Source organism: Duganella flavida (assembly GCF_009857445.1).
GTDB lineage: Bacteria > Pseudomonadota > Gammaproteobacteria > Burkholderiales > Burkholderiaceae_D > Rugamonas > Rugamonas flavida.
Map to the genome: position 1 here is coordinate 16,460 of NZ_WWCN01000028.1, position 23,482 is coordinate 39,941.

Here is a 23,482-nt window from a genome sequence, read left to right on the forward strand (position 1 = left end):
TCTTCTTATGCAGTCAGCGCTTGCTTGCTGGCCGCTTCATCCACCGTTTCGGTGTCATCCGAGCGGATCAGGTGGTCGAAGGCGGACAGAGCCGCTTTCGCACCTTCGCCGGTGGCGATGATGATTTGCTTGTATGGCACGGTGGTCACGTCACCCGCAGCGAATACGCCCGGCAGCGAGGCCTGGCCGCGTGCATCTACTTCAATCTCGCCGTGGCGCGACAAAGCGATTGTGCCTTTCAGCCACTCGGTGTTCGGCACCAAGCCGATCTGCACGAACACGCCTTCCAGCTCCACCTTGTGCGAGGCGTTGGTGTTGCGGTCGGTGTAGCTCAGCGCATTCACTTTCTTGCCGTCGCCGTGGATCTCGGTGGTTTGTGCCGAGGTGATCACGGTAACGTTGGCCAGGCTGCGCAGCTTGCGCTGCAGGACTGCATCAGCGCGCAGTTCGGCGCCGAATTCAATCAGCGTCACGTGCTGCACCAAACCAGCCAGGTCGATCGCCGCTTCCACACCCGAGTTGCCGCCACCGATCACCGACACGCGCTTGCCCTTGAACAGCGGACCATCGCAGTGCGGGCAGTAGGCCACGCCGTGGTTGCGGTATTCCTTCTCGCCCGGCACGTTGATTTCGCGCCAGCGGGCGCCGGTCGCCAAAATCACCGACTTGGCTTTCAACACCGCGCCAGAAGCAGTCTGCACTTCCACCACTTTACCGAGCGGCACCAGCTTGTTGGCGCGCTGGGTGTTCATGATATCGACGTCGTATTCCTTGACGTGCTGTTCCAGTGCGATGGCGAATTTCGGGCCTTCGGTCTCTTTCACCGAAATGAAGTTCTCGATCGCCAGCGTATCCAGCACCTGGCCGCCGAAGCGGTCGGCCAGCACGCCCGTGCGGATGCCTTTACGGGCCGCGTAGATGGCCGCAGCCGCGCCGGCAGGACCGCCGCCGACGACCAGCACATCGAACACTTCTTTCTTGCTGAGCTCAGCCGCCTGGCGCACGCCAGCATTGGTGTCCAGCTTGGCGAGGATTTCCTCGACCGAGGTACGGCCCTGGCCGAAGTGTTCGCCGTTCAGGAACATCATCGGCACGGCCATGATCTGACGCTCTTCCACTTCCTTGGCGAACAGGCCACCGTCAATGGTGGTGACTTTGATGCGTGGGTTAATCACCGACATGGCGTTCAGCGCCTGCACTACGTCCGGGCAGTTATGGCAGGTCAGCGACATGAAGGTTTCGAACTCGAAATCGCCATCCAGGTTGCGGATTTGCTCGATCACGGCTTCGTCAAATTTGATGGTGTGGCCGCCTACTTGCAGCAGCGCCAGCACCAGCGAAGTGAATTCGTGGCCCATCGGGATGGCGGCGAAACGCACGCCGATCTCGCTGCCAGCACGGTTGATGCTGAACGATGGGGTACGTACGCCTGCTTCGGTGCGCTCGACCAGCGAGATCTTGTCGCTCAACTCGGCAATTTCGAGGAGCAGTTCTTTCATCTCGCGGGCTTTGGCGCTGTCATCGAGGGAGGCGACCAGTTCAAGCGGATGCACCACTTTTTCGAGGTAGGCTTTTAACTGGGTTTTGAGGCTAGCGTCCAACATGATGTTCTTCCTTATTTCACAAATATTTAGGCGTATGCCGGGCCGGACGCCCGGTCCGGCATCGCGGTAACTACTTGTTTGCTGCAGTCTTTTTCAAGACTTGTCGCTCAAGACTTAGATCTTGCCGACCAGGTCCAGCGATGGGGTCAGGGTAGCTGCACCCTCGGTCCATTTAGCTGGGCACACTTGGCCTGGGTGCTCGGCAACGTATTTAGCTGCTTTAACTTTGCGCAGCAGTTCCGAAGCGTCGCGGCCGATGCCGTTGTCGTGCACTTCCAGCACTTTGATCTGGCCTTCTGGATTGATCACGAAGGTGCCGCGCAGTGCCAGGCCTTCTTCTTCGATCATCACTTCGAAGTTACGCGACAGGGTACCGGTTGGGTCGCCGATCAGTGGGTAGTTCACTTTCTTGATTGCGTCCGAGGTGTCGTGCCATGCTTTGTGCGCGAAGTGGGTGTCGGTCGACACGCCGTACACTTCTACGCCCAGCTTGGCGAATTCTGGTTGGAAGTCAGCCAGGTCTTCCAGTTCGGTTGGGCACACGAAGGTGAAGTCTGCTGGGTAGAACATCAGAACGGACCACTTGCCTTTCAGGGACTCGTCGCTCACGTCGATGAATTTACCTGCGTGGTAAGCGGTGGCTTTGAATGGTTTGATTTGGGTGTTGATCAGGGACATTGTGGTTTCCTCGTTGGGTTGTGAATCATTGAGACGCCAGTTTAAGGGCTTTTACCCCATTTGCAAAATTGATTGTTCCAATAGTTTCAATTGGATTTGACTATCGACTCTGCTGACGGCATAGCATTATCCCGCAGGAAGGCGTCGAATTGGGTGGCGGGCATGGGTTTGGCGAACAGGTAGCCTTGGCCGTAGTCGCAGCCGGCGGTGGCCAGCAGGTCGCGCTGCTCGGGAGTTTCCACGCCTTCGGCGATGACTTTCAGGTCCAGCTTGTGCGCCATCACGATGATGGCTTCCGAGAGCGCCATGTCGCTGGAATCGGGCGCCAGGTTGCGGGTGAAGGAGCGGTCGATTTTCAAATAATCGATGTCGAACTTTTTCAGGTAGGACAGCGAGGAATAGCCGGTGCCGAAGTCGTCCAGCGCCACCTGGATGCCGGCGTCGCGCAGTTGCAGCAGGCGGGTGCTGACAGCGTTGCTGGCGTCCAGCAACAAGCCCTCGGTGATTTCCACCACCAGCGACTGCCCCGGCAATGCCAGCGCCTGCAAATGCTGCAGCCAGCCGTCGTAGGAACCGCCCTCGCGCTGGAATTCCAGCGGCGACTGGTTCAGGCTGATCTGGAAGTCCGGGTGGTAGCTTTGCCGCCAATGCTGCACCCAGCGCGCCGCCTCGCGGAACACCCACTCGCCGATCTCGATGATCAGGCCGCTCGACTCGGCCAGCGGGATGAATTCCAGCGGACTCACAATGCCGCGCTGCGGATGGTTCCAACGGATCAGCGCCTCGGCCTTGTGGATGGCGCCGCTCTCCAGATGCACAATCGGCTGGAAGTACAGCTCGAACTGCTCGCCCTTGAGCGCGCTGCGCAAGTCGTTGGTCAGGCGCATGCGGCTCAGCGCGGCCACCTGCAAGGTCGGCGTGAAATAGCTGTAGCGGTTGCGGCCCGCGCCCTTGGCGGCGTACATGGCCTGGTCGGCGTTCTTCAGCAGGCTGTCGATATCGATCGCATCGTCCGGATACAGGGTGATGCCGATGCTGGCCGACACAAAGGCCTGCTCCTGCCCCAGGTCAAACGGCTGCAGCAGGCGGCTGAGGATGGCCTGGGCGATGCGCTCCACGTGGGCGGTATCCTCCAGCTCGCAGAGGATCACGGTGAATTCATCGCCGCCCAGCCGCGCCACCGTATCCGACTTGCGCACGCAGGCGCTGATGCGGCGCGCCGCGTCCACCAGCAACACGTCGCCCTGTTGATGGCCCAGCGTGTCGTTGACCTCCTTGAAGTGATCGAGGTCGATGAACAGCACAGCGATGCCGCTCTTGTCGCGCTGGCTCTTGAGCATGTCGTGCGCCAGCCGGTCCATGAACATGCGGCGATTGGGTAAATGGGTCAGGGTGTCGAAATTGGCTTGCTGCCAGATCAGCGCCTCACTCTGCTTCTTGGCGGTGACATCTTCGATCATGCACAGGTGGTGCGGATGGCTGCCGGCCTCGGTGTCAATGGCGGTCACCGAGACGTCGATCCAGGTCAGGCTGCCGTCCGGCCTGAACAAACGGCTAAGCGCCTTGAAGCTGCTGATCTGCTGCGTGGTCAGCAAGGCCATCTGCGCCTTGACCTGTACGATGTCATCCGGATGGCCGACGTCCAGCCAGCGCAGCGCGCGCAGCTCGTGCTGGGTGCGGCCGAGAATCTCCTGGTAGCGCGCGTTAATGTCGCGGTATTCATAGCTGATCGAATCGATCAGTGCGATGCCTAGCGGCGAGGCTTCGAACATGGTGCGGAAACGCTGCTCGCCCTGGCGGATAGTTTCCAGCGCCCGTCGGCGCTCGCGCGCCAGCATGCTGAAGTGGATGGCCGCGCCCAGCACCAGCAGCAGCGCGGCCACGCCCAGCACGCGGTACAACCACACCAGATTGCCGCGCCCGGTATCGACGCGGTACATAAAGCCGTCGAAACCGGCATTTTTGGGCAGCATGCCGAGGCTGGCGTAGACATCGGCAATGTGCTGCCAGCGGTCCGGATTCATGTAGCCGATTTCCACCAGCACCGGCTGCACCAGCGGCACCATCTGGCGCGCCTCGTATAGCAAGTGCTGGCGGTCGGCGCGGCGCGAATATTTGTTGAGGATGAGGTCGGCCGCTTCCTCGTGATGGCTCATGGCCCACTGCCAGCCGCGCAGGCTGGCGGCGCGGAAGGCGCGCACCCGCGCCGGGTGGTTGGCAATCTCCTGCTCGCTGGTGAACAGATTGTCGCCGTAAAAATCGATGCCGACCGCGCGCGGGCTGTAGATATCATACGGAAAGCCCAGCCGGTCGAAGGTGTCCGGCTCGTTAGTGGTGTAGATCGCCATCGCGTCCACCTTGCCGCTGATCAGGTCTTGCGGATTGAAGCTGTGCTCGACGCGCGTGAAGCTGGCCGGTGGCACACCTTCCTTGGTCAGGTAGGCCAGCAGCTCGTCGGCATTGCCCAGCTCATCGGTGAGCGAACCGATCATGGCGCGCTTGCCGATCAGGCGCCGCAGGTCGGGATCACCGCCGGTCTGGCGCATCGCCAGCGCATACGGCGAATGTTGGAAGATCACGGCCAGCACCACCACCGGCTTGCCGGCCAGCCGCGCCAGCAGCAGGTTGCTGCTGCCCGTACCGTACTCGGCCTTGCCGCTCAGGATATCGCGCTCGGGCGCATTGCCGTCCTGGCCTTCGAGGATGCGCACGTCCAGCCCGGCTTCCTTGTAAAAGCCAAGCTCCAGCGCGGCGTAGTAGCCGGCAAACTGGAACTGGTGGGCGTGCTTGAGCTGGAGGGTGACTTTTTCCAGCGCCATGCCGGGCGCCGCCACCAGCAACAGGGCAGCAGCGATGGACAGCTTGGCGAGGACGGAGAGTCGGACAGGCATGGCGCTAGTGTAGCCTATGCCATCCTGTCCGATGTGGCGGAAAAAAAACTAGTTCGGGACGTTGACCGGCGTGGTCGACAGCGTATTCTTGCCGTTGCCCAGCTGGCCTTCCTGGTTGCGGCCCCAGCCCCACAGGGTGTTGTCCGCTTTCAGGCCGAAGCTGTGGCCGGTGCCGACACTAACCGTGACCCAGTTGCTCAGGTTGCCGATCTGGACCGGCGCCAGCGCATCGCCGTTGCCGTCGCCCAGCTGGCCTTCGGCGTTCGAGCCCCAGCCCCACAGCGTGCCGTCAGTGCGCACGCCCATGGTGTGGATGGCGCCGGCAGCGATCACCGCCCAGTTGCTGTCCTGCGTGATCTGAGTCGGTGCGGTAATGCCCGAACCGGTGCCGGCGTTATTGCCGACCTGGCCATAGCTATTGGAACCCCAGCCCCACAGCGTGCCGTTGGCGCCAATCGCCATCGAGTGCAGCGCGCCGGCCGAGACCGCAGTGTAGGTGGCGCTGCCGATCTTGACCGGCGCGCTAACGTTGCTGCCGGTTGAGGCATTGCCCAGCTGGCCGTCCGAGTTGCCGCCCCAGGTGTACAGCGAGCCGTCTTTCTGCAGGCCCAGCGAGTGGGTGCCGCCGGCGCTGACGGTCAGCCAGAGAGCGGCGCCGATCTTGGTGGGGACCAGCTTGCCGACCGTGGTGCCGTCGCCCAACTGACCTTCCGAATTGCGGCCCCATGCGTACATGATGCCACTGGCCTTGATTGCCAGCACGTGGCTCTTGCCGGCCGAAACGTAGACCCAATCGGTGTCCTTGCCGATCAGGACCGGCACCGAGCGGTTGGTCTGGGTGCCGTCGCCAAGTTGGCCGTTCTGGTTGTAGCCCCAGGCCCACAGTGTGCCGCCGGTGCTGGCGGTGGTGCCGGTGCTGCTGCCAGCGCGAATGCCGACGGCGAACTGGTCGCCGACCGACACCATTTTCCAGGCAGTGGTGCCGGCGCCGGCATTCACTTGTACCGGTGCATTACGCGGCGTGGTGCTGCTGTCGCCCAGCTGGCCCCAGTTATTCTGGCCCCAGGCGTACAGGTTGCCGTCGGCCTTGCGGGCGATGGTCTGGAAGCCGCCGGCCGAGACCATGGTCCACGGTGCGGTAATCGTCAGGGTAATGGTGCCGGTGATCCCTTCCTGGGCGGCGTTGATGGTTTCGGTACCGACGCCGATGCCGGTCACCTTGCCGCTGCTGAACACCTGCGCCACGGTGGTGCCACCGCTCTTGGTAGTCCAGACCAGGTTGGTGGCGGAGCCCAGCGCCTTGGTGCTGCCATCGGAATAGGTGCCGGTGGCGGTCATGGTCTGGCTGGAGCCGATCGGGATGGTGCTGCTCGGGATGGTAATCGCAATGCTTTTCAGCGTCGCCGTGGCCGGCGTGGCGGTGCTGCTGCTGCCGCCACCACCACCGCAGGCGGCCAGTATGGCAAACAGCGGCACCAGCCACAGGGAAGAGAATTTGAAGTTTTTCATGATCGTCCAGTTCACAGAATAAGGTCTGCTGAGCGGCTAGTGTAACCGCGCGCTGCCGCAGCGCATCGCCCAAGCAGACCTGAATTATCCACGCATTTGCGCTGATAAGGAAATTTACAACATTTCCCCTGAGAACGTCGATCTAAACTTTCTTTACTTTCGGCCGCGTCCGCCGCTGGCTGCGGCCGTACGGCCTGGGTTGCCGCCCTTGGCCGGCGCTGGCGCCGCCTTCTTCACCTTGATGGTGTCGAGGATGGACGGCTTGCCCTTGGTTTCCACCGTCTGGCGCGCGGTCAACGAACCAGTCAGGGCGTTCGGCTTGCCGCGTGCACCGGCCATCGGTGCGCCTGGGCCACGCTTGCCCGCACCCGGCGCCAGCATCGGCATCGCGCGCTTGCCTTGCGAGGCCTTGAAGTTTTCCTCGCCCGCCGTGTAGGGCGGAATCAGGTGACGCTCGCCGGTGCCGATCAAATCGCCACGGCCCATATTGCGCAGAGCGTCACGCAGGATAGGCCAGTTCTTCGGATCGTAGTAGCGCAGGAAAGCCTTGTGCGCCTGGCGCTGCTTCAGCGTACGCGGCGTGAACACTTCTTCCGAATCGTCAGTCACCTTGTGCAGCGGATTGCGGCGCGAGTGGTACATGGCGCTAGCCATGGCCATCGGCGTCGGCATGAAGGTCTGCACCTGGTCGAGGCGGAAGTTGTTCTTCTTCAGCCACAGCGCCAGGTTCAGCATGTCTTCGTCGGTGGCGCCCGGGTGGGCAGCGATGAAGTACGGGATCAGGTATTGCTTCTTGCCCGCTTCCAGCGAGTACTTCTCGAACAGGGCCTTGAACTCGTCGTAGGCGCCGATGCCCGGCTTCATCATCTTGCTCAGCACATTGCTTTCAGTGTGCTCAGGAGCGATTTTCAGCAGGCCGCCGACGTGGTGGGTCACCAGTTCCTTGACGTACTCAGGCGAACGCACCGCCAGGTCGTAGCGCAGGCCGGACTGGATCAGGATCTTCTTGATGCCCGGAATTTCACGCGCACGGCGGTACAGCTTGATCAGCGGGTTGTGATTGGTGCCGAGGTTGACGCAGATCGACGGGTACACGCACGACAGGCGACGGCAGGTGGTCTCGATCTCTTTGTCCTTGCACGACAGGCGATACATATTCGCGGTCGGGCCGCCGAGGTCGGAGATGATGCCGGTGAAACCCTTGGTCTTGTCGCGGATATGCTCGATCTCGCGCAGGATGGACGGCTCGGAACGGCTCTGGATGATGCGGCCTTCGTGCTCGGTAATCGAGCAGAAGGTGCAGCCGCCGAAGCAGCCGCGCATGATGTTGACCGAGAAGCGGATCATTTCCCACGCCGGGATATTGGCGCCGCCGTAGCTTGGGTGCGGGCCGCGGGCGTAGTTCATGTCGTAGACATTGTCCATCTCGTCCATCTGCAGCGGCAGTGGCGGTGGGTTCATCCAGACGTCGCGGTCGCCGTGACCTTGCACCAGCGCGCGCGCATTGCCGGGATTGGATTCGAGGTGAAACACGCGCGAAGCGTGCGCGTACATCACCGGATCGTTGGTCACGGTCTCAAACGACGGCAGGCGCACCACGGTCTTGTGGTGTTTTTCCAGTTCCATCGCACGGCGCTCTTCGCGGCTCATGATGCGAATGGTCTTGACCACTTCGACCGGTGGTGGTGGCGGTGCCACTTCCTTGGTCGGCTCGACCATGGCCGGATTGACTTCCTCGGCTGGCTTGTTGTCAGTCGCGCAGGTCGGCGAGTTCTGGTCCACCATCAGGTATGGATCGATATGCTTGTCGATCTTGCCCGGCGTATCGACGCGGGTGGAATTGTGCACGCCCCAGTCTTCGCCCGGCATCCAGCCGGCCGGCACCAGGAAGGAGGTACCGCGCAGGTCGCGGATGCTCTTGATGCTTTCGCCATCGGCCATGCGCTTGGTCAGATCGACCAGTGCGCGTTCGGCGTTACCGAAGATCAGCATGTCGGCCTTGGACTCGAACAGCACCGAGCGGCGCACCTTGTCCGACCAGTAGTCGTAGTGGGCGATGCGGCGCAGCGAGGCTTCGATCGAGCCGATCACCACCGGCGTGCCAGGGAAGGCTTCGCGGCAGCGCTGGGCGTACACCGACACCGCGCGGTCCGGGCGCTTGTTCGGTTCGCCGTTCGGCGTGTAGGCGTCGTCCGAGCGCGGCTTGCGGTCGGCCGTGTAGCGGTTGACCATCGAGTCCATATTGCCGGCAGTGACGCCGTAGTACAGGCGCGGCTTGCCCAGCGTGCGGAAGGCATCTGCCGACTGCCAGTCTGGCTGGGCGATGATGCCGACGCGGTAGCCATTCGCTTCCAGCAGGCGGCCGACGAGGGCCATGCCAAAGCTTGGGTGGTCGATGTAGGCGTCGCCGGTCACCAGGATGACGTCGCACTCGTCCCAGCCGAGCACATCCATCTCTTGACGGGACATCGGCAGGAAAGGCGCAACAGCAGCGCGGGCAGACCGCTTCGGGACGGCCGCAAATAAATTGGTTGGGGGATTCATGGGGCGGTATTGTACCGGAAACAGGCACGCTACGCTCACGCCGAAATAAATTTTCTTTTAGTATTCAATCACTTGCAAGAAATGATGTCAGTCTCGCATTGAATTGGCCCGGAACTTTGCTATAACGGAGATGCGGCAGGAGAGTTCTGCCAGCAACCGCCGGTGTTTAAGTAACGCTGGCCGCCCGGGGGCCTGGATTCCCCGGGTTTTTTACGTCCATCAAATTCCCATATTCGACAAAATGGTGCCCAGCTCGCGCAGGGCAGGCTCCAGCTGCGGGTGCTTGACAGCGAATTGGGCTGACAGCTCTTGCGTGCGCTCGGCCAGTCCGAAGGTGGTGGTCTCGCCCGGCGCTGGCTCAGCACCGCGTTCCAGCAGGGTCTTGATGTCGCCGTCCAGCTGTTTCAGCAGGGCCAGCAATTCCTCATCGACTGGACCGGCACCGGCCAGGCTGGCATGCAGGCTCTTGAGCGAGGTTTTCAGATTGCTGTCCATATGCGTCCCCTGTTTAGAATTTGGTCGCCAGATAAAGTTCTTCAACCTGCGCCCTGGCCCACGGCGTCTTGCGCAGGAACTTCAAGCTGGATTTGATGCTGGGATCCTTGCTGAAGCAGTTGATGTCGATCCGCTGCGCCAGTTGTTCCCAGCCATAGTACTCATGCAGCCGCGTCACGATTGCTTCCAGCGTTACGCCATGCAGTTGGTTATTCATGGTTGTTCTTATCTTACTCAAAAATCAAAAGGCCGGAACTGATTCTAACAAATCAATCCCGGCCTTGCGGTGTGACGCTTAACGCAAGATTATTTTTCAGTTAAGCCACGGCGTTCCAGCAGCGGTTCGATCTTGGCGTCGCGGCCGCGGAAGTTGCGGTACATCTGCATCGCGTCCAGCGTGCCGCCTTTCGACAGCAGCATCTTGCGGAAGTAGTCGCCGTTCTTGCGCAGCATGCCGCCGTTTTCGATGAACCATTCCACCGCATCGGCATCCAGCTTCTCGGCCCACACGTAACCGTAGTAGCCGGCCGAGTAGCCGCCCGCGAAGGTGTGCGAGAAGTAGGTGGTGCGGTAGCGCGGCGGCACCGGCGCGTAGTCGATGCCGGCGTCCTTCAGCGCAGCAGCTTCGAAGCCCAGTACATCGGTCGGAATCTGGTTCACGCCCAGCTGGTGCCATTTCTGGTCCAGGATAGACGCGGCCAGGTACTCGGTGGTGCGGAAGCCTTCGTTGAATTTCTTCGACGCGATCACCTTGTCCAGCAGTTCCTTCGGCATCGGCGCGCCGGTCTGGTAGTGCTTGGCGTAGTTGGCCAGCACTTCAGGCCATACCGACCACATTTCGTTGACCTGCGATGGGAACTCGACGTAGTCGCGCGGCACGCGGGTGCCGGCAAAGCGTGGGTACTTCACGTTCGAGAACATGCCGTGCAGCGCGTGGCCGAACTCGTGGAACATGGTACGCAGCTCGTCGTAGGTCAGCAGGGTTGGCTCGCCGTCGTTCGGCTTAGGAATGTTGAGGTGATTCGCCACCACAGGGCGGGTGCCCATCAGCGACGATTGCGACATGTAGGCATTCATCCATGCGCCACCGCGCTTGTTGGAGCGGGCGTAGAAGTCGGCAATGAAGATAGCCAGCTGTTTGCCATCGGCGTCAAACACGTCGAACACGCGCACGTCCGGGTTGTACACCGGCAGGTCCTTGCGCTCTTTGAACGACAGGCCGTAGACCTTGTTCGCGGCGAAGAACACGCCGTTGGTCAGCACGTTATTCAGTTCGAAGTACGGACGCAGTTCGTTGGCGTCAAAATTGAAACGCTCGGCCTTCACCTTATCGCTGTAAATGGCCCAGTCTTGCGCGGCCAGTTGGAAACCGCCGTTTTCCTTGTCGATCGCTTGCTGGATCTCGGCGCCTTCTTTCTTGGCGTTGGCGACGGCAGGGCGGGTCAGTTCGGCCAGGATTTTGTTGACGGCGTCGGTATCGTGCGCGGTCTGGTCGGCCAGTGCGTAGGCGGCGTAGTTAGGATAGCCCATCAGCGCGGCCTTCTCGGCACGCAGCTTGACCAGCGACAGCACCACTTGGGTGTTATCGAATTTGCCGCCGTGGCTACCGCGCGCCAACGACAGTGCCATCAGCTTCTCACGCACTGCGCGGTTGGTCAGCACTTCCAGGCTGGCCTGGCCGGTGGTATTCACCACCGGGATCAGGAACTTGCCATCCATGCCTTTGGCGGTAGCGGCTTTGGCAGCGGCGGCGATGGCTTTGTCCGACATGCCGGCCAGTTCTTCGCGGGTGTCAACCACCAAGGCCGAGGCGTTGGCTTCTTCCAGCACGTTTTGCGCGAAGGTGGTTTGCAGCTTGGCCAGTTCGCCGTTCATGGTTTTCAGCTTGGCTTTGTCGACATCCGACAGCTGGGCGCCGGCGCGCACGAAGTCAGTGTTGTAACGCTCCAGCAGGTATTTCGATTCTGCGTCGAGATGCAGCTTATCGCGCTTTTCGTACAGCGATTTGATGCGCGCATACAGCTTGCCGTTCAGGCGGATCGCATCGCTGTGTGCTGCCAGTTTCGGCGACAGATCGCGCTCCAGCGCCTTGAAGGTGTCGTTGGTGTTGGCGCCGGACAGGTTACCGAACACGCTAGATACGCGCGACAGCAGCTGGCCCGATTTCTCCATCGCCACAATGGTGTTGTCGAAGGTAGCAGGCTTTTTGTTATTGGCGATGGCTTCGATTTCGGCAGCTTGCTGGCGCATGCCTTCTTCAAACGCTGGCGCGTAGTCTTCGTTCTGGATTTTGTCGAACGCCGGGTAGCCGAACGGCAGGGTGCTCGGTTTGGCAAACGGGTTCGATGCAGGCAGCAGCGACGCAGGCTCCGCGTGTGCGATGCTGAACACGGCGGCCACGCTAGCGGCGATGATGATGTTGGTGCGATTCATGCAGTTATCCTTATAAACTATTTATATTATTTCGCATTCAGGCCGCGGCGTTCCAGCAGCGGTTCGATCACAGGATCGCGGCCACGGAAGTTGCGGAACAAATTCATGGCATCATCGGTACCGCCGCGCGACAGCAGCTTGGCGCGGAACCAGTCACCGTTCTTGCGTTGCAGGCCGCCGTTTTCCTTGAACCATTCAACGGTGTCGGCATCCAGCTTTTCCGACCACAGATAGGCGTAGTAGCCAGCCGAGTAACCGCCCGAGAAACTATGCGAGAAGTAGGTGGTGCGGTAGCGCGGTGGCACCGGTGCAAAGTCCACGCCCATCTCTTTCAGCGATTGCGCTTCGAAGCCCAATACGTCGGTCGGGATTTGCGCAGGCGTCAGCTGGTGCCAGCGCTGGTCCAGCAGCGAAGCAGCCAGGTACTCAGTGGTCATGAAGCCATGGTTGAATTTCTTCGATGCGATCACTTTGTCCAGCAGTTCTTTCGGCATCGGCGCGCCGGTCTTGTAATGCTTGGCGTAGTTGGAAAGAACCTCAGGCCATACAGCCCACATCTCATTCACTTGCGATGGGTACTCAACGAAATCGCGCGGCACGCTGGTGCCGGAGAAGCGCGGGTACTTCACATTGGAGAACATGCCATGCAGCGCGTGACCGAATTCGTGGAAGGCGGTCTTCACTTCATCGTAAGTCAGCAGGGTAGGCTCGCCGGCTGGCGGCTTCGGAATATTCAGGTGATTCGCCACCACCGAGTGAGTACCCAGCAGCGACGATTGCGAGATGTACTCGTTCATCCATGCGCCGCCTTGCTTGTTGGAGCGGGCGTACATGTCGGCGATGAAGATGGCCAGCTGCTTGCCATCGGCATCGAATACGTCGAACACGCGCACGTCCGGGTTGTAGACCGGCAGATCCTTGCGCTCCTTGAATGACAGGCCATACAGCTTGTTCGCTGCGTAGAACACGCCGTTGGTCAGCACGTTGTTCAATTCGAAGTAAGGCTTGAGCTGATTCTCGTCGAAGGCGAAGCGCTGCGCGCGTACCTTGTCGGTGTAGTAGGCCCAGTCGGCGGCGCCGATCTGGAAGCCGCCTTTTTCTGCATCGACCACGGCTTGCAGGTCGGCCGCTTCTTTCTTGGCGTTGTTGACTGCCGGCTTGGCCAGCTCGCCCAGCAGCTTGTTGACCGACGCGGTGTCGTGCGCGGTCTGGTCTTCCAGCGAGTAGGCGGCGAAGTTGGCGTAGCCCAGCAGCGTGGCCTTGTCGGCGCGGGCTTTGGCGATCTTGATCACCAGTTCGCGGCTGTCGAATTCACCGCCACGGCTGCCGCGCGACAGCGACAATGCCATCAGCTTTTCGCGGGTGGCGCGGTTGGTCAGTTCGGCCAATGGCGGCTGGCCGCTGGTGTTGACCACGGCGACCAGGAATTTTCCGTCCTGGCCTTTGGCCTTGGCGGCTGCAGCGGCGGCGTCAATGGCGGCGGCGCTCATGCCGGCCAGTTCTTCACGCGTATCGACTACCAGCGACGAGGCGTTGGTTTCCTTCAGTACGTTCTGGGTGAAAGCGGTTTGCAGCTTGGCGATGTCGCCGTTAATGACTTTCAGCTTGTCCTTGTCGGCCGCCGACAGATTGGCGCCGGCGCGGATGAAGTCCGTGTGATAGCGTTCCAGCAGGTGCTTGGATTCCGCATCCAGTTTCAGCGAGTCGCGCTTTTCGTACAGCGATTTCACACGCGCCCACAGTCGCGGATTCAGGAAGATGGCGTCGTTGTGCGCAGCCAGCTTGGGCGACATTTCGCTGTCAACGGCGTCCAGCTTGTCGTTGGTGTTGGCGCCTTGCAGATTGTAGAAAATGGTCTGCACGCGGGTCAGCAGCGCGCCCGATTTTTCCATCGCCACGATGGTGTTTTCAAACGTCGGCATCGAGCGGGCGTTGACGATGGCGTCCACTTCCTTCAACTGCTGGCGCATGCCTTCGTTGAAGGCCGGGACGAAATGCTCGTCCTTGATCTTGTCGAATGCTGGATAGTGGAACGGCAAGGTGCTGGCGGTCGCCAGTGGATTGCCGGCCAACGCCGGAGCGACGGCAGGCGCCGCCAGGACGGTTTGCGAAAACGCCACGCCTACGGCAGCGGCAATGACAAGCATGTGAGGACGGGTCATGGGCTTCTTTCTCAAGTACAGGAAAAATGCTGGCGCGTGACAAGGCGCAGCATAGAAGCCAACGATCATATCAGGGGAATTACGCACGAGTCACCCGTAAAACGTGCTGCACTGCAATTGATTGGAAAGCGCTGTCGTTTTCCAAACATTGCTTGGTGAAACGGGTATTTGAGCGGGGGATACTGAACAAGTTGTCAGTTTCGCCGAGGAAATAGAAGGCCGCCGGCCGCAGCCGGCGGTTGCACCTGGGTTAAGGGCGTTGCAGCGAACTACGGGTACTACGGTTGCGCCGGGACGTCCATCCCAGCAATCCGAGGCCGGCCAGCAGCATGGCCCAGGCGCCTGGTTCGGGCACCGGCGTGGCCAAGTCCCAGCCGATGGCGTCCATGGCAGCCAGGTCGCGGTTGCTGGCGTCGTAGAACTCGCCGTCGCCGACGAAAGGACGCATCAGGTTGACCTGGTCCGGGCTGAAGTGGCTGGCTTGCCAGCCGTTGCCATGCTCCGTGCCGGTGGAGAAGGCGGCAATTTTGCTCATGCCGCCGTCGACAGAGAAATACGGCTTACCGCCCACCCGCACATCGGCCACGCCGGCAGCGGAATAGCGGAACAGGTCGAGCGGCTCATACCACCAGTCGCCTTCGAAGCGGTCGGCGGTGTTACTGAGGCCGCAGGCCGAGCCGTTGCGCGGGGCCATGCAGTAATCGATATCGTCCACGCCGGAAGTGAAGCCCAGCGCATGGCCGATTTCATGCTCGGCCACGGTGATGAAGTCGATCTTGTCGGCGGGCACGCCGCCGGTCCGGGTGTAGACAAAATCGCCGGCATAGGCGTTGGCGAACACGATGCTGGCGTCCGGCGCGGCGGTACTGGTGCCGATGGCAAAGCCCATCGCCTTAGCGTTGGCAGTGGTCATGCCGAGGTAGCGGTTGTTGAACGAGTTGTCATTGTCGAAGCGCGAACTGCCATCGCCCTGCGTGGCCATAAAGGACAGCGCCGGTCCGCTCTGCATATGCGCCATGGCCGTGGCGTCCAGCGACGAGGTGGCGTCGGCGCTGAGTGCACTGTGGATATTGCTGTAGCTGGTGGAGACGAAGCTAGAGCCGGTACTGCCCAGGATATTCGGGCCGAGATTGTTAAAACCTATGTCGAGATAGACCGTGACCGGGTCGCTCAGCTTGCCAGACCAGTAATTGGCGGCGGTCTGGAATGCATGCAGCTGCGCGCCGCTCATGCCGCCGCTGGACACGTCATTCAACACAAAGGTAAGAGCGTGCGCCGCAGGCGCGAGAAAGGCGAGACTAAGCGAGGCCGCCAGCAGCGGACGCCGGATTGACTGCTTCATGGTACTTCCCCTCTGGAGTTATTATTTTTCCCAGTGAAACAGATAGATTGTGTGAGTATTGGTTTTGAAAGTCTAAGTGATAATTTCTATGCGACTTTCCAGCAACAACTCACTCACGACTTGTAACGTGATTCTATCCGGCGGTCGGGGAGGAACCAGATGATGGCGACCAATACGTAGACGGCAAAGCCCAGCATCGGCCAGCCGCAGGAGGCGGCCACGCCTATCAGGTACAGCAACATGGAAATCTTGCCCTTGCGGTCACTGCCGACGGCATCCTTCAGGGCATCATTATTGGCTTCGAGGCAGCGCACCAGCATCAGGTAGGCGACGCTGCACATGAACAGCACGAAGCCATAGCACGCGACCGGCACCGCCGAGAAATGGTTCTCGCCCATCCAGCCAGTGACAAACGGTATCAGCGACAGCCAGAACAGGAAATGCAAATTACCCCACAGCGCCCCGCCGGTAATGCGCGACACCACGTGCATGAGGTGATGATGATTATTCCAATATATTCCAACGTAGACAAAGCTCAGCACATAGCTGAGGAACACCGGGAACAAAGGCAGCAAAGCCTCCACACTATCGCCATGCGGCACCTTCAGTTCCAACACCATGATGGTTATTCCCCCCAAATTCCGATACATACTTTCTAGCCTAACCAGAATTCATTATCAGCTACCACAAAGTTCCGCCATTCGCAAGACAGATGGTCGCGTTGCATAACACCATATTCCTGAATAAATTACATAGTTCGCATCACTGATGCGTGTCAAACAATGTATGCCCCTGGAGTTGGAATGCAGTTAACCAAGGCTAAAGGCCGCGTAATAGTAGATAACACCGGTGCGATAGCAAAAATCCCTGTGTTACTTACAGAGGAAGGCCCGTTAAGGCCACTACTTGACTATTGCTTATCAATAAAAAATATACGGAGCTCATCGTGGATGAACAAATTACTCGCAGCTGTTACATTGTTTTCAGAATATTTTGAGAAAAATGTGACCGAAGAGGATTTATCTGATGGGAAATTGCCTCATTGGAAAATTTTCAGTAATTTTTCAAATGCTTTATCGGTCGGCACATTTGATTTAAACACGGGCCTAGATCCGAGTTATCTTTGTTGGTCGCCACGTGATCATCAAAGTCAAAGGCACGTGATACTGTTACTAACGGATTTCTTTGAATGGATGAGCAACACTTATCCAGAAGTTTCTAATTTCAACCCAAAATTCACCGGTGGACTTTACGAAATTAAAATGAAGAAGATTGCGTATGAATTTAGAAGATCACGAGCATTCTTAGGGCATTTATGGGACGATAATCCAAAGGAAGAGATACCTCTCACCTCCCCTATAAATCCAGGTACTTGTGAAACAGGCACGTCCTACGAATTCCCTGATGAAAAATTCGAAGAATTAATTTTTAAGGGTTTTAAATATGCGGGGAAATATAACTACAGAGATATATTAATCACACTTTTGCTTCATGGTGCAGGATTTCGGTCATGTGAACCGTTTCATTTGTTCGTAGAAGACGTTAACAATAACCCTAACGATCCTACGAGCTCGCTAGTTTGCATACATCATCCTCAATTTGGTTCGGCACCGGCAATGGCTGAAGCACTGGCAACCGAGAAACCATTTGTGAACCGTCAAGCGTATCTGGCACATTACTGGGGAATGCTGCCGCGCAATAGGATAGGCTCAGATTACCCAGCGGGTTGGAAGAATCCAAAGTTGGACGAAAAACACTACATGCGTGCCTATTGGTACTCGCCAGAATATGGTCAGTGGTTCAAACAGTTTTGGGACTTGTATATGCTCCAATTAGCTTCAATTGAGCGCCACCATCCTTTCGCCTTTGTAAATATAAATCGCGACCCGATAGGGCAAGTCTACAGCTTGGAAAATTATTATTCTTCGCATGAATCCGCAGTGCGTCGAATAGGATTGCCATACGGCAAACAACATGGGACCACTGCCCATGGGCACCGGCATAGCTACGGGCGTAGACTACGTAGAGCAGGATTTGATCCTCTTTTTATTCAAAAATTTATGCATCATAAATCAGTTGAGAGCCAGAAAATCTACACTGAACCATCAACTGAGGAGGCATTGGAGATGCTAGAAATGGTTTCGAAGAGGCAGCAATCATTTATCCTTCTGGGCGATGCAAAATAAATGAAGAGGAATAATTTATATACCCCACCATATTCCGATGAAACGAGAAGAGAAGCAATTTCTAGAGTTGCAAGCGGCGAACCCAAACGTTCCGTTTCAATAAGTCTCAATTTAGCTAAGCACACTGTTGGCATATGGACTTCCGATATTAGAAGACACGTAAATGTTTCTGAAGAATTAAAACAGAAAGCGATAGATCTAATAAAATCTGGAGAACCAAAGAAAAAAGTTTCTCTCAAGCTTGGTATCTCAAGAAGCACGATAACCCGATGGACGTCCGACATTGTCCTAAAAACCAACTATTCCGCTGAAACGGTCAATAAAGCAAGAGAGCGAGCCAAGTCCGGGGTGTCAAAAAAACAGATTGCAAGAGAATTCGGGGTTTCCCTTGGCACCATAAAGAACTGGACAAGCGACATAAAGATCGCGAACAGATTTAATGAAGATGAAAAAAACTTAGCGAAAAGACTCACCGAAGAGGGAAATGCAAAGGGAACTGTCGCGAAAGAACTAGGCATGAGTAAAAGTACAGTAGAACGCCTTGCGGGGCACATCAACAACAACTCTCACGACATTACAATTAGGAGAGCACTTGTTTTACGGGTTCGAAATGGAGAATCTCTAGCCGCCGTTGCGCGAGAATTGAATGTTAGCTCTAATTGCTACTATCGCTGGGAAGCACAGTTTAATGACGTGCAGGATATTCCTTCAGAGGCCAGTATAGAGGAAATTCATCGACTGATTGAAGGCGGTATCGCCTTAAAAGATATTGCTAGTCAACACAAGATCTCTCTGCAACAGCTCCGTGTATGGAAGCGAATAAGAGAAGGCAAAGAAGCCGTTATTCGGCAATTTTCCGAAGAGGAGCGTTCTGCTGCAGTATATAGAATTATAGCGGGTGAAAAGATAGCGACGGTGGCTAAAGATGTTGGTGCAGAAACTACCACCGTCCGGCTTTGGCTTAGACAAGCAGTGGAAAGTGGTGTCGTAATAAAACCCGTAACACTGAGCAAGTCCGACGATTACGAGTTTTCTTGGATAGAAAAAGATTATCCAAGTGCCAAGGAATGGCGTGAATATATTGCAAATTGGTTCGCACGAGAAAGTCGAGGTGTAGGCAGCAAGCTTACCGCATTAAAAAAATTTGTGCGATTCGTACATGAAAATTGCACAATGAAATCGCCATCAGAGTTCTTAAGCAGAAAAACTCAAAATCCGGACTTCTTCGAGCTTTTCTGCTCTGAAATAAAAGACGGCTTCAAGGTTAACAATATTATATATAATTTCTTGAATTCGGTCCTATTGGAAAACTATTCTGATGAAGATGACGGGCATTGGACTGTTACTCCCCTTTTTAAGAATCCCTTACAGCTACGATCAAGTGACAACTCAACTGATTTAAGTGAAAGCGTCCGCGAGGTTCTTCCTTACTCCTATATTTTGGAACTGAGAAAAATGCTGGCTGAGGGGCCAGATTTCTGTGACTGGCAGTTCGCACAAAATGCTTTAGGATTCGAAACCATAAAAGGTAGAAATTGTGCAAAAGATTGGTTTCCTGTCACTCCTGAACAAATCGACCGCAATGATCCCGATTGCGTTTGGCGCTTACGAGAAAGGAATAGCAAGTCACCTGTCTTAGAAATGTGGAGCCCCGTTCGATGGGTACTCGCGCTGACAAAACTACAAGTTCCAGCTAGAACAGGGCAACTTCGAATGAGTGACAGCGGTGAATCGGATGATTGGCGCTATGAAAATGGGAAATTCGTTCCGAATACCTCAGCTCTCGCCAAAAAATATCCCAAAAAGACGTGGCAGATGGGAATATTTCGGCGAAAAAAAGTTAAAGAAGATGATTATGTTTCAATTCTTTACTTTAATACCAATAAAACTCACGACTCCCAAAAAAGCGGCTCCGATAAGGGCCAGGAATGCCCTTGGCCACAACTTGAGAGTTACACAGAAAATCCTTATTACTGGCTCGAGAAATTGCGAAATTGGCAGGAAAAATACAATCCCGTCAATGAACGCACACCATGGACTAAAATTCCAGCATCTCGCAGCATTGGTCCCAAAAGCCAGAAACAAGCCATGTCCTATGCTCCATCATGTTTTCTTTTTCGAACTCCTGAAACCCCTAAACATGCCCATTTGCCTATTGGTTCTGGGGTATTGGACGTAGCATGGCAACGTCTTATGAAAGCATTTGAAGAAAAGTTAGAAAATGAAGAATCTAAACATCCTGATGGCAGTAAGATATTGCTTTTGAACCCCAAAAACCAGCGAACATTTTTCCCTCCACATGGATTGCGCGTATCTCTAATAACATCAATGGTTATCGATGGTGAGATGCCACCTGAGCTAATGATGAAAATTGTTGGCCATTCACGTCTAATCATGACTTTGTATTACACCAAACCCGGGGCAATTCATCTTCAAAATCTTCTCTTTGAGGCTAATAAGCGCGCAGAAGAGAAAAAAGAAGCATCTACGATACGTTTCTTAAAGGATGGGCAGATACGGGACGTTGAAAAAAATATTGTTTTCAACGCTGCGAGTTGGGCATCTGTAATTTCCGAGGATCCAACTATGCGCAATCCGGTCGGGTGGCAAATGCTACACGATGGAATTTGCTTCGCAGGTGGAAACACAAGTATGCTCGATGGTGATTCTAAACTGCCAGGATGTCATAACGGTGGCGCACTCATCAGCGAGGCACGGAAGGAATATGGACCAGTCCCGGGAGGTCCACGTAACTGTGGGCGATGCCGCTGGAAAGCTACGGGGCTTTATCATTTACCTGCCCTGATAGCGACAGTCAATAACCAGCTATACCATTTGCACAGTGCGCAAGAGATTGCCGTGGCAAAGTCTTTTGTTATTTCTGATCTAAAAAAGGAACGTGCTGCCTGCGATAACTCAAACACTCCATTTCTTCACGCAAAGATGCTTAAAGATGCAGAGCGGCTATATGACAATAAAATGGTCAAAATTTCTGATCTTTCCCTGAACGTGGCAGCAAACGTTAAAATCGTCGATCGCTTAATAGCGCTTTCAGAGAATTCTCCAAAAGAGTTTGCACTGGTTACAGCTGGTGACAATTACACTGCACGCTCAGTAATGGAGGATACAAACTCCGAACTTCTGCAATTGGCTGGTATATGTTCAGATGTCGAAATTTATCCTGACCTCGATCCCGGAACCGCAGTATTCCGTCGAAGCCAGCTCCTTGATGCCGCTTTGGAAAACTCTGGGCGACCACCGATTTTTCTCAGAATGGAAGAAAAACAGCAGTTGCGATGGGGAAATGCTTTTATGGCGCAGTTATCGAAACTGACCAACTCAATGGATGCCGTTGCAGGATTAAGAAAAGTTGTATCTGTCATCGATAGTGGGCAGTCATTGTCCGAGGTACTTGGTATTGAGCTCGACTCAGCTTTGCAGATTTCACAAAATGGCAGCCAGATCACCATTAGGAGTTTTGATGGAAAAAACCACTACGCATCCTGACTCGGTATTGGACGCACTGCTCGCAAAGTCACAACGTAGCCATAAAGTCGCGAATCTAAAGGCCCTGCACGAAGTTTGCCGTGCTGAACACTTACAACAAAAATATGTGGCCAAGGACTTTAGTATCGCTTATATAGGTCGCTTATGCGAAAACAAAGGGATCTTCAAAGCCAGAACGCTATACAATTCTGCCGCCTCGGACTACGTTGATTTGATTCGCGCTTGGGCCGCATACAGTGGGCCGATGGCCGTCAAGATCTCTGCTAAGGCCCCTAAAGCCCCATCTGGTAGTGAGTTCTTGATGAGAATCACCGACCCATCCATTCGGAGTATCTTCCAGGCAACCATAGCTGAAAGAGATAAGCTTAGACAGCAATTGGATATTATGAAAGCAAACACCGCCATAACAATTGACTTAAGGCCTATTCCGGAAAATGTAACAAACGAGATGACTATGGAAGTTTTACCACCGACGCTACGCCTCACTCAATCTGAAAGATTAGCGCTTGAGGAGGCAATCTCAAGTTGTTTTATGAAAGATCAAGCTTGGACTATAGGTGGGATGGGTGAGGTGAGTACGGAAAAGGGAAGAACTCTATATAGCCCTGGTTATGTATCTGCAATAAGCAAGGTTTTGAAAGAACTTTGATTAAACAATCTTGAATCTGAATTTAAAAATGGAGTTTCAATGAACAAAGGAAGATTAGAAGCTTTTAGCGACGGTGTTTTCGCAATCATAATAACAATTATGGTTCTCGAACTTAAGGTTCCTCATGGGGACAACCTGGAGGCATTAAAACCTCTGGCTTCCACCTTCTTGAGTTATGTTTTAAGCTTTGTGTACGTCGGGATATATTGGAATAACCATCATCATCTTATGCACATCGTAAAAAATGTCAATTCATCAATACTGTGGGGCAACCTACATTTATTATTTTGGCTTTCATTGATTCCATTTGTAACTGCATGGTTTGGAGAAAACCATACTGCATCATTTCCGCTCGCATGTTACGGTTTTGTGTTGCTTATGTGTGGCTCTTCATATTACATTTTAGTTTGCGTCTTGGAAGCTAATAATGATTTAGTCAAGACAGCGATCGGTAGAGATAGGAAAGGCAAAATCTCAGTTTTTCTGTATGCCGCTGGTATTATTTCTTCTTTTTATTCACCTACTTTGAGTATTTCTCTGTACGTTCTGGTGGCTGCTATTTGGTTTATTCCTGATCGCAGAATCGAACGATCAATTTGAACTAAATATTCTTGTCTATTTAGCATTGTCTCGTAAGATAGGTGGTAAAGGCGCGCATCTAGTAGCCAAGCGGTTCCTTCTCAACTTATGCTGCTAAAGAAAATGCTTCCGCAGGTGTTTTTCTCCTAGACATCGATTGTTTTAGAGCTCGTTCTAGCTAACGATGACTCAGTTGGCCGTCCAGCGTTTTACCTCTGCGCCATCTTTTTGCCCGCGGTCAATCTCCGAAATTATGACGTGAGCAGGAATTCAACGGATAGTTAAAATAGAGAAATAAAGTGAACACGTCATCTTCAAGAATTCTTTGAAAATCGCGTTCGTGCAGTAACAGAAAGCTAACGGAAAATTAGGCGCACGCAACTAATCGAGCAGGGCTACTCATCAAGTAGACGAACAGATAAACATTGATGCTCCCAGCCACCTCTAAAGGAATATCCATGCGTTGAACAGTAGCGCTTCCTGAACTCTTAGCCGAAATTGGATCCGTTCACCACATAATTTGCAATTTAACCCGAAAATGAATGTTCTCAATAGTGAACAAACGGCTAGGCAATGTATCTTAAAGTGTACATTTAGTCTGATGCAGAGTATTGTTTGCCAGACTTGACGGAAGGAACTCTATGAATCTAATCGAGCAACTGCGATCGCGTCGTGCACACCTACAGAAAACCCAAGAATATCTCTCAGAGACCACTGGCATTACTCGGCCGCACATCGCTGCTGTGCTGTCGCCCAACAGCAAAATTGACGCACGTGTTTCCACTATTGATGCTTTGGCTGCTGGACTCGATGCCGAATGGATACTCGTGCCAAAGCATTTGGTCCTGGACGTAAATCGCCTACTACAAGGAAAGTCCATTGGACCGGACAACGTTCCCTCCG

General features: G+C 55.4%; 15 protein-coding genes. 4 read left to right on the plus strand and 11 right to left on the minus strand.

Annotated elements, in window-relative coordinates; translation table 11 throughout:
• Window positions 1–5: 5 nt before the first annotated feature.
• From ahpF to GTP46_RS28045, 11 genes are all read right to left on the minus strand, one after another.
• Window positions 6–1,604 (minus strand): alkyl hydroperoxide reductase subunit F, encoded by a 1,599-nt coding sequence (ahpF, locus tag GTP46_RS27995; protein ID WP_161009919.1) that lies wholly within the window; start codon window positions 1,602–1,604, stop codon window positions 6–8.
• Between the two features lie 114 nt (window positions 1,605–1,718).
• Window positions 1,719–2,282, minus strand: coding sequence for an alkyl hydroperoxide reductase subunit C (gene ahpC, locus GTP46_RS28000; RefSeq protein ID WP_161009920.1), 564 nt, complete (start codon window positions 2,280–2,282; stop codon window positions 1,719–1,721).
• A gap of 86 nt (window positions 2,283–2,368) precedes the next feature.
• Window positions 2,369–5,173 carry an EAL domain-containing protein gene (locus GTP46_RS28005; protein ID WP_161009921.1) on the minus strand — a complete coding sequence of 935 codons (2,805 nt, stop codon included), beginning with the start codon at window positions 5,171–5,173 and terminating at the stop codon, window positions 2,369–2,371.
• A 48-nt stretch (window positions 5,174–5,221) separates the two neighbouring features.
• Window positions 5,222–6,682 (minus strand): RCC1 domain-containing protein, encoded by a 1,461-nt coding sequence (locus GTP46_RS28010; RefSeq protein WP_161009922.1) that lies wholly within the window; start codon window positions 6,680–6,682, stop codon window positions 5,222–5,224.
• Window positions 6,683–6,835: 153 nt separating this feature from the next.
• A complete protein-coding gene (locus GTP46_RS28015; protein WP_161009923.1) occupies window positions 6,836–9,226 on the minus strand; it encodes a YgiQ family radical SAM protein in 2,391 nt (796 codons plus the stop codon).
• A gap of 219 nt (window positions 9,227–9,445) precedes the next feature.
• Window positions 9,446–9,721 (minus strand): DUF4404 family protein, encoded by a 276-nt coding sequence (locus GTP46_RS28020; RefSeq protein ID WP_161009924.1) that lies wholly within the window; start codon window positions 9,719–9,721, stop codon window positions 9,446–9,448.
• 13 nt (window positions 9,722–9,734) lie between these two features.
• Complete coding sequence (locus tag GTP46_RS28025; RefSeq protein WP_161009925.1) at window positions 9,735–9,938, minus strand: VF530 family protein; 204 nt, start codon at window positions 9,936–9,938, stop codon at window positions 9,735–9,737.
• 89 nt (window positions 9,939–10,027) lie between these two features.
• Window positions 10,028–12,154, minus strand: coding sequence for a M3 family metallopeptidase (locus GTP46_RS28030; RefSeq protein ID WP_161009926.1), 2,127 nt, complete (start codon window positions 12,152–12,154; stop codon window positions 10,028–10,030).
• 26 nt (window positions 12,155–12,180) lie between these two features.
• Entirely contained in the window at window positions 12,181–14,316 is a 2,136-nt protein-coding gene (locus GTP46_RS28035) for a M3 family metallopeptidase (RefSeq protein WP_229259141.1), read from the minus strand.
• A 250-nt stretch (window positions 14,317–14,566) separates the two neighbouring features.
• Window positions 14,567–15,658, minus strand: a complete 1,092-nt coding sequence (locus GTP46_RS30010; protein WP_161009927.1) for an NF038122 family metalloprotease — start codon at window positions 15,656–15,658, stop codon at window positions 14,567–14,569.
• A gap of 113 nt (window positions 15,659–15,771) precedes the next feature.
• The gene (locus GTP46_RS28045) at window positions 15,772–16,278 is read right to left on the minus strand and encodes a TMEM175 family protein (RefSeq protein WP_202414469.1); all 507 of its coding nucleotides are present in this window, start codon (window positions 16,276–16,278) and stop codon (window positions 15,772–15,774) included.
• A 183-nt stretch (window positions 16,279–16,461) separates the two neighbouring features.
• Between GTP46_RS28045 and gmtY the strand changes: the two genes are divergently transcribed.
• Genes gmtY through GTP46_RS28065 form a run of 4 tightly spaced genes read left to right on the plus strand, consistent with a single transcriptional unit; the run spans window position 16,462 to window position 22,600 of the window.
• Window positions 16,462–17,844 carry a gamma-mobile-trio recombinase GmtY gene (gmtY, locus tag GTP46_RS28050; RefSeq protein WP_267877441.1) on the plus strand — a complete coding sequence of 461 codons (1,383 nt, stop codon included), beginning with the start codon at window positions 16,462–16,464 and terminating at the stop codon, window positions 17,842–17,844.
• Window positions 17,845–21,351, plus strand: coding sequence for a gamma-mobile-trio integrase GmtZ (gmtZ, locus tag GTP46_RS28055; protein ID WP_161009930.1), 3,507 nt, complete (start codon window positions 17,845–17,847; stop codon window positions 21,349–21,351).
• Complete coding sequence (gene gmtX, locus GTP46_RS28060) at window positions 21,326–22,000, plus strand: gamma-mobile-trio protein GmtX (RefSeq protein WP_161009931.1); 675 nt, start codon at window positions 21,326–21,328, stop codon at window positions 21,998–22,000. Before gmtZ ends, gmtX begins: the two co-directional genes overlap by 26 nt.
• Window positions 22,001–22,039: 39 nt before the next feature.
• The gene (locus GTP46_RS28065; protein WP_161009932.1) at window positions 22,040–22,600 is read left to right on the plus strand and encodes a TMEM175 family protein; all 561 of its coding nucleotides are present in this window, start codon (window positions 22,040–22,042) and stop codon (window positions 22,598–22,600) included.
• Window positions 22,601–23,482 lie beyond the last annotated feature (882 nt).

Bases quoted from the DNA above. Each gene is read 5' to 3' on its own strand.
- ahpF (WP_161009919.1), bottom strand. From the start codon at position 1,604: ATGTTGGACGCTAGCCTCAAAACCCAGTTAAAAGCCTACCTCGAAAAA.
- ahpC (WP_161009920.1), bottom strand. From the start codon at position 2,282: ATGTCCCTGATCAACACCCAAATCAAACCATTCAAAGCCACCGCTTAC.
- GTP46_RS28005 (WP_161009921.1), bottom strand. From the start codon at position 5,173: ATGCCTGTCCGACTCTCCGTCCTCGCCAAGCTGTCCATCGCTGCTGCC.
- GTP46_RS28010 (WP_161009922.1), bottom strand. From the start codon at position 6,682: ATGAAAAACTTCAAATTCTCTTCCCTGTGGCTGGTGCCGCTGTTTGCC.
- GTP46_RS28015 (WP_161009923.1), bottom strand. From the start codon at position 9,226: ATGAATCCCCCAACCAATTTATTTGCGGCCGTCCCGAAGCGGTCTGCC.
- GTP46_RS28020 (WP_161009924.1), bottom strand. From the start codon at position 9,721: ATGGACAGCAATCTGAAAACCTCGCTCAAGAGCCTGCATGCCAGCCTG.
- GTP46_RS28025 (WP_161009925.1), bottom strand. From the start codon at position 9,938: ATGAATAACCAACTGCATGGCGTAACGCTGGAAGCAATCGTGACGCGG.
- GTP46_RS28030 (WP_161009926.1), bottom strand. From the start codon at position 12,154: ATGAATCGCACCAACATCATCATCGCCGCTAGCGTGGCCGCCGTGTTC.
- GTP46_RS28035 (WP_229259141.1), bottom strand. From the start codon at position 14,316: ATGACCCGTCCTCACATGCTTGTCATTGCCGCTGCCGTAGGCGTGGCG.
- GTP46_RS30010 (WP_161009927.1), bottom strand. From the start codon at position 15,658: ATGAAGCAGTCAATCCGGCGTCCGCTGCTGGCGGCCTCGCTTAGTCTC.
- GTP46_RS28045 (WP_202414469.1), bottom strand. From the start codon at position 16,278: ATGGTGTTGGAACTGAAGGTGCCGCATGGCGATAGTGTGGAGGCTTTG.
- gmtY (WP_267877441.1), top strand. From the start codon at position 16,462: ATGCAGTTAACCAAGGCTAAAGGCCGCGTAATAGTAGATAACACCGGT.
- gmtZ (WP_161009930.1), top strand. From the start codon at position 17,845: ATGAAGAGGAATAATTTATATACCCCACCATATTCCGATGAAACGAGA.
- gmtX (WP_161009931.1), top strand. From the start codon at position 21,326: ATGGAAAAAACCACTACGCATCCTGACTCGGTATTGGACGCACTGCTC.
- GTP46_RS28065 (WP_161009932.1), top strand. From the start codon at position 22,040: ATGAACAAAGGAAGATTAGAAGCTTTTAGCGACGGTGTTTTCGCAATC.